The sequence below is a fragment of the Curtobacterium sp. MCLR17_059 genome, assembly GCF_003234665.1.
GTDB classification, from domain to species: domain Bacteria; phylum Actinomycetota; class Actinomycetes; order Actinomycetales; family Microbacteriaceae; genus Curtobacterium; species Curtobacterium flaccumfaciens.
Map to the genome: position 1 here is coordinate 18,809 of NZ_QKSU01000019.1, position 8,318 is coordinate 27,126.

Here is an 8,318-nt window from a genome sequence, read left to right on the forward strand (position 1 = left end):
GTCCGTCACGCGGTCGCGACCGCGTCTAGACTGCTGGCACACACACGGGAGTCCGGGACCGCCGGGCTGAGAGGGAGCGATCGGCGCTCCGACCGTCGAACCTGATCCGGATCATGCCGGCGCAGGGAGGAGTCAGCAGCATGCCTTCAGGCACGTCCACCACCGTCACCACCGCTCCGCGGCGATCGCTGCGTTGGCGGGTCGTCGACATCGTCGTCGCGAGTGTCCTCGCGGTGGCCCTCGGAGTCGTCTTCCGGCTCTGGGAGTTCGGCTACGAACCCATCAGCGCCGTCATGGACCTCGTGCTCCCCGGCACCAAGGCCCTGTTCGGCGGGGTCTGGCTGCTCGCCGGCCCGATCGTCGCGATCGTCGTCCGCAAGCCCGGCGCCGCGCTCTACGGCGAGATGGTCGCCGCCTCGGTCGAGGCGTTGTTCGGCACCCAGTGGGGATGGCTCACGCTCGAGGCCGGACTCGTCCAGGGTCTCGGCGCCGAGATCGTCCTCGCGCTGTTCCTGTACCGCGTCTACCGCCTGCCGGTCGTCGTGCTCGCCGGTGCCGCAGCCGGACTCGCGCTCGGCATCAACGACACCGTCCTCTGGTACCCGGGGCTCGACGTCGCCTTCAAGGTCGTGTACGTGATCTGTGCGGTCATCTCCGGTGCGGTGATCGCGGGGGCGGGCTCGTGGCTCATCGTCCGGGCACTCGCCCGCACCGGGGTGCTGTCGTCCTTCGCGGCCGGCCGCGAGCACAGCCGTCGCGAACCCCGCGCCCTGGTGTGACCGTGCCCGCTCCGTCGGCGACGTCCCCTTCCACCGGCGGCGACGCCGGCGCAGGTGCCGGCGTCCGCGGGGCGCGCATCGTGTTCCGTGGCTGGGGCTGGCGGTACCCGGAGCGCGACGCCTGGGCCGTCCGTGACGTCGACCTGACCGTCCAGCCGGGGGAGCGGGTCGCCGTCGTCGGGCCGTCCGGTGCCGGCAAGTCGACGCTCCTGCGAGCGGTCGCCGGCGTGCTGCCCGACGAGCCCGACGCCACCGACGACACCGCTGCTTCGGTGCAGGGGACACTCCTGGTCGACGAGGCCGACCCCCGCGCGGTCCGCGGGCGTGTCGGTCTCGTCATGCAGGACCCCGAGGCACACACGGTGATGTCCCGGGTCGGCGACGACGTGGCCTTCGGCTGCGAGAACGCCGGCGTCCCCCGCGACGAGACCTGGGACCGGGTGCGGACGGCGCTCGACGTCGTCGGCCTCGACCTGCCGCTCGACCGTTCCACCGCGCAGCTGTCCGGTGGGCAGCGGCAGCGGTTGGCGCTCGCGGGCGTGCTCGCGATGCGGCCGGGTGCGCTCGTGCTCGACGAACCCTGCGCCAACCTCGACCCGGACGGCGTGGCGCAGGTGCACGACGCCGTCCGGGCGCTGCTCGACGAGACCGGGGCGACGCTGCTCGTGGTGGAGCACCGGATCGGCACCTGGCTGGACCTGGTCGATCGGCTCGTGCTGCTCGAACCGGGCGGCGGCGTGGTCGCGGACGGTCCGCCGGCCCGGGTGCTGGCGGACCACGGCGAGGTGCTCACGGCGGCCGGGGTCTGGGTGCCCGGTTCCGAGCCGGCGCGCGGTTCGGCCCGGCGGCTGCAGCGTGCGCGCGGACGAGCGGGCGAAATGCCCGGGGTGTCCGGCGGAGCGACCGCGGCATTCCGCCCGCTCGGCGAGGGGGAACCCGGCGAGCAGGCGCGTGAGATGACGTCGGCGGGACGAGCGGGCGAAATGCCCGGGGCGTCCGGTGGGGCGACCGCGGCATTTCGCCCGCTCGGCGAGGGGGAGCTCGGCGAGGGGGAACCTGGCGAGGGGACAGCGGTACTGCTCGACGCCCGGGGGCTCGGCACGGCACGGGGGAAGCAACCGGTCGGGAACGGCATCGACCTGGAGCTCCGGGCCGGGCAGGTCCTCGCCGTCACCGGACCGAACGGCGTCGGCAAGTCGACGCTCGGGCTGACCCTCGCGGGCTTGCTCCCACCGGCCGCCGGTGAGCTCCGCGCCACGGACGCCCTTGCCGACGGCATCGGCACAGCGCCCCACGCCTGGACGAGCCGGGAACTCGCCGCCCGGATCGGCACGGTGTTCCAGGACCCCGAGCACCAGTTCGTCGCCCGCTCCGTCCGCGAGGAGATCGAGGCCGGACCCCGAGCACTCGATGCGCCGGACGCCGCCGAACGAGCCACCGCGCTGCTCGACGAGTTCGGGCTCGCACACCTGGCCGACGCCAACCCCTTCACGCTGTCCGGGGGCGAACAACGACGGCTCGCGATCGCCTCGGTCATCGCGGCCCGGCCGCCGGTCGTCGTGCTCGACGAGCCGACCTCCGGGCAGGACCGTGCCACGTGGCAGTCCGTCGTCGGTCGGCTCGGGGCCCTCGCCGATGCCGGCACCGCGGTGGTGGCGGTCACCCACGACCGCGACCTCGTCCGGGCACTCGACGCCGACGAGGTCGTGCTCGGGCCGGACGGTGCCCTGACCGTCGGTCGCGACCAGGGGCCGTCGGTCGCGACCGCCCCGGAGACGGGACCGACAGCCCGGAGCCGCCCCGGGCCTCCAGACCGGACCGACACGGCCGACCACGCGGCCGACCGGACGGACACGGCGGACGCGGCGGACGCGGCGGACGCGGTGGACGGAACCGACCGGACGAACCCCCTGCGACGACCGCTGCCGGCCCGCGCGACCGGCATCGTCGGCGTCCAGCCGGTCGCGTCGCTGATCGGTGTGCTCGCCCTCGGCGTCTGCCTGGTGCTCAGCCTCGACGTCGTCTCCGCCGCCGTCGCCCTGGCGCTCGAACTCGCTCTGCTGCCGCTCCTGCGCCTGCCGGTCCGGACCCTGCTGCTCCGACTCGCACCGGTGCTCCTCGCGGTGCCGCTGACGGCGGTGAGCATCGCCCTGTACGGCAGGCCCTCGGGTCGGGAGTGGTTCGACCTCGGGTTCGCGCACGTCACCGACGGGTCACTGACGCTCGCGTTGGCGACGGCGCTCCGGGTCCTCGCGGTGGGGGTGCCGGCCATCGCACTCTTCGTGCGGGTCGACCCGACCGACCTGGCCGACGGGCTCGCGCAGGTGCTCCGGCTGCCCGCGCGTTTCGTGCTCGGTGCGCTCGCCGCCGTCCGGATGATGACCTTGCTCGTCGACGACTGGCGACAGCTCGCGATGGCGCGGCGTGCCCGAGGACTGGCCGACTCCGGACGGCTCCGCCGCGGGGCGACGATGGCGTTCGCGCTGCTCGTGCTCGCGCTGCGGCGTGCGACGACGTTGGCGGTGGCGATGGAGTCACGGGGGTTCGGTGCTCCCGGACGGCGGACCTGGGCGCGGGTCGCGCGGTTCGCCGGGCCGGAGTGGGCGATGGTGGCGGCGCTGGTCGGCATCGGCGTGGTGTCGATCGCGGTCGCGGTGAGCGTGGGGACGTGGCGTGCCTGACGCGGAGCGCGCAGCCGGCGCGACGGGCGGCGACCGTGCGACGGGCACCACCGCCGGTGACCTCGCCCCCGGCCTGGCCGCTGCTGCTGCCGGAGTCGCCGCTGCCACGGGCCGGCGCGCCGTCGTGCTCATCGACGGCCGGTCCGGCACGGGCAAGACCACCCTCGGAGCACAAGTCGCGGAGCAGCTCGGTGCGCAGCTCGTGCACCTGGACGACCTGTACACGGGGTGGGACGGCCTGCGTGCGGCTGCCGACGCCGTGGTGACGGACGTCCTCGGAGCGCCGAGCGGGTACCGACGCTGGGACTGGGCGGCCGATGCGCCCGCGGACTGGGCGTCGGTGGACCCGGACCTGCCCATCGTGGTCGAGGGGTGCGGTGCGTTGTCGCGGGCGTCGGCACCGCTGGCGTCCCTGCGGGTGTGGCTCGAGGCCGACGACGCCGTGCGCTGGGACCGGGCGATCGGCCGCGACGGCGAGGTCTTCGCGCGCGAGTGGGACCGCTGGGCCGCGCAGGAGCAGGCCTTCATCGCCGCCGAGGACCCGGCCGCCCTGGCCGACGTGGTCCTGCGGACGTAGCGCGCGGGCCCGCGCCGCCGCGCGGCGGGCCCGCACCGCCCCGCGGCAGCACGTGGCGGCACCGAGGATCCGCGCTCAGCGACACCTCACGGCCTCCGGAAGGCGAGAACTGTCGCCCAGCGCGAAACGTCAGCCCGCCGCGCCCGCGCCGCCCGTGCCCGCCGTGCCCGCCGCGCCCGCCCGCGCCTCCCGCCGCGCCACCGCCCGCGGATCCACCGCGAACACCGCCGCCACGATCGTCAGCACCGCGTACACCCCGAGGTACCCGCACAGGATCCACGGCGACCCACCCCCGAGCTGCACGAACACCGCGGCCAGCAGCGGCGTCAGCCCCACCGAGAAGATCGACCCGATCTGGTACCCGAGCGACATCCCCGAGTACCGCCGCCCGGTCGGGAACTGCTCCGCGAACCACGCCGCCTGCGGCCCGTAGATGCTGTCGTGGAACACGCACATCCCGATCAGCGCCACGAGCGGCAACAGCACGAGCGGCCCGGCGTCGAGGAACGCGAAGAACGGCCAGATGAGCACCGCGATGCCCACCGCCGACCAGATCGTGAGCACCCGCCGCCCGACCCGGTCCGACAGCCACCCCCAGAACGGCGTGGACACGAGCGACACCGCCGAGATCACGAGCACGGCCTGCAGCCCCGCGTCCGAGCCCTCCGGCCCGCGCACGTTGCCCAGGTAGGTCAGCGAGTACGTCGTCAGGATCGAGTACAGCGCCGGCTGCACGAGGCGCAGGCCCGCCGTCACCAGGATCGACCGCGGGTGCTGCCGGATCGCCTGCCACACCGGGAACCGCTCGACCCCACCCGAGGCGCGCAGCTCCTGGAACACCGGGGCGTCCTGCACACCGAGCCGGATGACGAGCCCGACCGCCACGATCACCGCCGAGAACAGGAACGGCAGCCGCCAGCCCCAGGCCAGGAACGCCTCGGTGCCGAGCAGGGACCGCACGAGCGTGAAGACCCCGGTCGCCAGGAGCATCCCACCGGCCGACCCCATCTGCGTGAACGCCCCGAACAGCCCCCGGTGCCGCTCCGGCGCGTGCTCGACGGACAGCAGCGCCGAGCCGCCCCACTCGGCACCGGCCGCGACGCCCTGCAGCAGCCGCAGGAACACGAGCGCCACGACGGCGCCGACCCCGATGGTCGCGGCGGACGGGATGACCCCGATCAACGTGGACGCGATGCCCATCAGCACCAGCGACGCGACGAGCAGCTTCTTCCGCCCGATCCGGTCACCCAGGTGGCCGGCGATCACCCCGCCGAGCGGCCGCGCCACGAACCCGACGCCGTAGGTCGCGAACGACGCGATGACCCCGACAGCCGGTGTCACGGACGGGAAGAACGTCGGCGCGAACACCAGCGCCGAGGCCGTCGCGTAGAGGTAGAAGTCGTAGTACTCGACGGTCGTGCCGACGAACGACGCGAGGGCGACCCGACGACGGGTCGCGCTGGTCGACGGTGCGGCGGGACGGCCTGGAGGCGCGGTGAGGGTGGTCTGGCTCGGCATGCCTCAGGAGCATGGTCGCGTCCAGGGCCGCGGGGAACACCGCGCGTAACGGGAGGTCACGTCGCTGTCGTCGGGCGGTGCCCGCCGACCACGATGGGACACATGAGCGATGCACCGAACCGCCCGCTGCGCTTCGCGGCCTTCGTCATGAACACGACCTCGCACATCCAGCACGGCCTGTGGCGGCACCCCGACGCCCGGCAGACGGACTTCGACGACGTGACGCTGTGGACCGACCTGGCGAAGACCCTCGAGCGCGGCAAGTTCGACGCGATGTTCTTCGCCGACGTCGTCGGGACCTACGGTCCCGGGCGCGGCGACTACTCGACCAACCTGCGCGAGGGGCTGCAGATCCCCTCGAACGACCCCTCCGTGCTGCTCTCCGCGCTCGCCGTGTCGACCGAGCACCTCGGGCTCGCGTTCACCTCGAGCGTCATCCAGGCGCACCCCTTCGACTTCGCCCGCAAGGTCTCCACGCTCGACCACATCACCCGGGGCCGCATCGGCTGGAACGTCGTCACGAGCGCCCTCGACAGCGCCGCCCGGAACTTCGGCGCCGACCGGCTCGAGGAGCACGACGAGCGCTACGTCTGGGCCGAGGAGTACCTCGAGGTCTGCGCGAAGCTCTGGGAGGGCTCGTGGGAGGACGGCGCCGTGCTGAAGGACCCGGTCCGTGGCTACGCCGACCCCGACAGGGTGCACCGCATCGACCACCACGGCAAGCGCTACGACGTGCAGGGCCCGCACCTGTCGGCACCGTCGCCGCAGCGGACCCCGGTGCTGTTCCAGGCCGGGTCGTCGCCGGCCGGCCGTGCCTTCGCCGCCCGGAACGCCGAGGCCCAGTTCATCCTGACCTCGAACCGGGACGCCACCGAACAGCTCATCCGCGAGACCCGCGACCTGGCCGAGGCCGCCGGTCGACAGCGGGACGACATCGCGTTCTTCCTCGGCCTGACCTTCGTCACCGGCTCCACCGAAGCCGAGGCCAAGGCCAAGGAAGCGGAGATCGACGAGTACCTGGCCGCCGACGGGTTCCTGGTGCACTCGAACCTCGGCTTCGACCCGGACACCGGCGAGCCCCTCGACCCGGACACCCCGCTGTCCGAGGTCCGCACCCACGCCGGACAGTCGCACCTGCAGTGGCTCCGCGAGGCCGCCGGGGACCGCGAACCGACCATCGCCGACCTCGCCCGGCTGTCCGCGAAGCTCCGCGCCCGGGTCGTCGGCACACCGGAGCAGATCGCCGACGAGCTCGCCGACTGGCAGCGGGTGGGCGTCGACGGCGTCAACGTCATCAACTGGACGCTGCCCGGCTCGTACGAGGAGTTCGTCGACCACATCGCGCCGACCCTGCAGGAGCGCGGACTGATGCAGTCCGAGTACCGCGAGGGCACCCTGCGCGAGAAGCTCTTCGGCCACGCACAGCTGCCGGACTCGCACCCCGCCCGGCAGTGGCGCGGGGCGTTCTCGGGCGGTGCCGGCGCGACCGCGACCCACCCGGACGACGCGACCCGGGCGGTGGAGGTGCCCGCATGACGGACGTGACGACGACCGACGAACGTGTGGCGGGCCTCCCGGCCGACCGTCTGGCGACCCTGCGCGAACGCTTCGCGCCCGTGTTCGCGACCATCCGCGACGGCGCGGTCGAGCGTGAGCTCGCGTCCGGGAAGCCCGGCGACCGGCCGCTGCCGCACGCCGAGGTCCGGGCGCTCGCCGACGCTGGGTTCGGGCGGCTGCGCGTGCCGGAGGACCGCGGCGGCTTCGGCGTGACGCTGGTCGAACTCGCGCACCTGGTGGCGGACCTGGCGGCGGCGGACTCGAACATCGCGCACCTGTGGCGGGGGCACTTCGGGTACACCGAGCTGGTGCTGCTGCGGCCGTCGTCCGCCGGCCGGGACGAGTGGCTCCAGCGCATCGTCGACGGAGCGATCATCGGGAACGCGACCTCGGAGCGGACCGGGACGACCCTGGCCGACATCTCGACGACGGTGACGCCGGCGGGTGATTCCCTCCGCCTCGACGGGCGGAAGTTCTACTCGACCGGCACGCTCTACGCGGACTGGATCTACCTGGCGGCGGACCGTGACGGGGATCGCGTGACGTTCGCCGTCGACGCCTCCGCGCCGGGCGTGACGAGCATCGACGACTGGGACGGGTTCGGCCAGCGGTTGACCGCGTCCGGCACGACCGTGTTCGACGGGGTGTCGGTCGACCCGTCGGTGGTGTCGGCGTACCGGGACGCTCCGCTGTCGCACATCCAGGCCTTCTACCAGCTGTACCTGCTGGCGGTCCTCGCCGGGATCGGGCAGGCCGTGTCGGACGATGCCGTGGCCTTCGTGCGACCACGGACCCGCACGTACATCCACGCCAACGCGGCCGTGCCGGGGGAGGACCCGCAGGTGCTCTCGGTGCTCGGGCGACTGTCGGCCGGGGCGTTCACCGCCCGGTCAGTCGTCGTCGCCGCCGCGGGGCTGCTCGACGGGGTCGTCGCCACGAACGAGCCCGGGGTCGGCGTCGACCGCGTGCTGCTCGACGCGGCCGAGAACGCCGTGTACCAGGCGCAGGTCGAGATCGGGCCGCGGGTGCTGCGGTCGGCGTCCGAGCTGTTCGAGGTCGGCGGGGCGTCAGCGGCCGACCGGACGCGTGGGCTGGACCGGCACTGGCGGAACGCCCGGGTGGTGGCGTCGCACAACCCGGCGGTCTACAAGGAGCGGCTGGTGGGGGAGTACGCGCTGCACGGGCGGGGGCCGGTGGGGGCGTGGG

The 8,318-nt window shown here is 74.0% G+C and carries 6 protein-coding genes and 1 riboswitch; of the genes, 5 read left to right on the forward strand and 1 reads right to left on the reverse strand.

Annotation, left to right across the window (positions count from 1 at the left end):
* The first annotated feature begins 34 nt into the window (after nt 1–34).
* Nucleotides 35–146, forward strand: a riboswitch (TPP riboswitch).
* The 3 genes from DEJ12_RS17415 (at nt 141) to DEJ12_RS17425 (ending at nt 4,037) form a co-directional block, all read left to right on the forward strand.
* Nucleotides 141–779 (forward strand): ECF transporter S component, encoded by a 639-nt coding sequence (locus DEJ12_RS17415; protein ID WP_027464637.1) that lies wholly within the window; start codon nt 141–143, stop codon nt 777–779. It overlaps the preceding riboswitch by 6 nt.
* Nucleotides 780–781: 2 nt before the next feature.
* On the forward strand, nt 782–3,460 hold the full coding sequence (locus DEJ12_RS18345) for an ATP-binding cassette domain-containing protein (protein WP_220034821.1): 2,679 nt from the start codon (nt 782–784) through the stop codon (nt 3,458–3,460).
* Complete coding sequence (locus tag DEJ12_RS17425) at nt 3,453–4,037, forward strand: ATP-binding protein (protein WP_258370659.1); 585 nt, start codon at nt 3,453–3,455, stop codon at nt 4,035–4,037. Before DEJ12_RS18345 ends, DEJ12_RS17425 begins: the two co-directional genes overlap by 8 nt.
* A 129-nt stretch (nt 4,038–4,166) precedes the next feature.
* Here DEJ12_RS17425 and DEJ12_RS17430 read toward each other — a convergent pair whose 3' ends face one another.
* The gene (locus DEJ12_RS17430; protein ID WP_111031109.1) at nt 4,167–5,555 is read right to left on the reverse strand and encodes an MFS transporter; all 1,389 of its coding nucleotides are present in this window, start codon (nt 5,553–5,555) and stop codon (nt 4,167–4,169) included.
* A gap of 102 nt (nt 5,556–5,657) precedes the next feature.
* Between DEJ12_RS17430 and DEJ12_RS17435 the strand changes: the two genes are divergently transcribed.
* Together DEJ12_RS17435 and DEJ12_RS17440 are read left to right on the forward strand one after the other, a co-directional pair.
* The gene (locus DEJ12_RS17435) at nt 5,658–7,091 is read left to right on the forward strand and encodes an LLM class flavin-dependent oxidoreductase (protein WP_111031111.1); all 1,434 of its coding nucleotides are present in this window, start codon (nt 5,658–5,660) and stop codon (nt 7,089–7,091) included.
* Nucleotides 7,088–8,318: acyl-CoA dehydrogenase family protein (locus tag DEJ12_RS17440; protein WP_111031113.1), on the forward strand; the 1,231-nt coding region annotated here is incomplete at its 3' end. The genes DEJ12_RS17435 and DEJ12_RS17440, both read left to right, overlap by 4 nt.

Coding starts and splice junctions, on each gene's coding strand:
- DEJ12_RS17415 (WP_027464637.1), top strand. CDS start 141: ATGCCTTCAGGCACGTCCACCACCGTCACCACCGCTCCGCGGCGATCG.
- DEJ12_RS17430 (WP_111031109.1), bottom strand. CDS start 5,555: ATGCCGAGCCAGACCACCCTCACCGCGCCTCCAGGCCGTCCCGCCGCA.
- DEJ12_RS17435 (WP_111031111.1), top strand. CDS start 5,658: ATGAGCGATGCACCGAACCGCCCGCTGCGCTTCGCGGCCTTCGTCATG.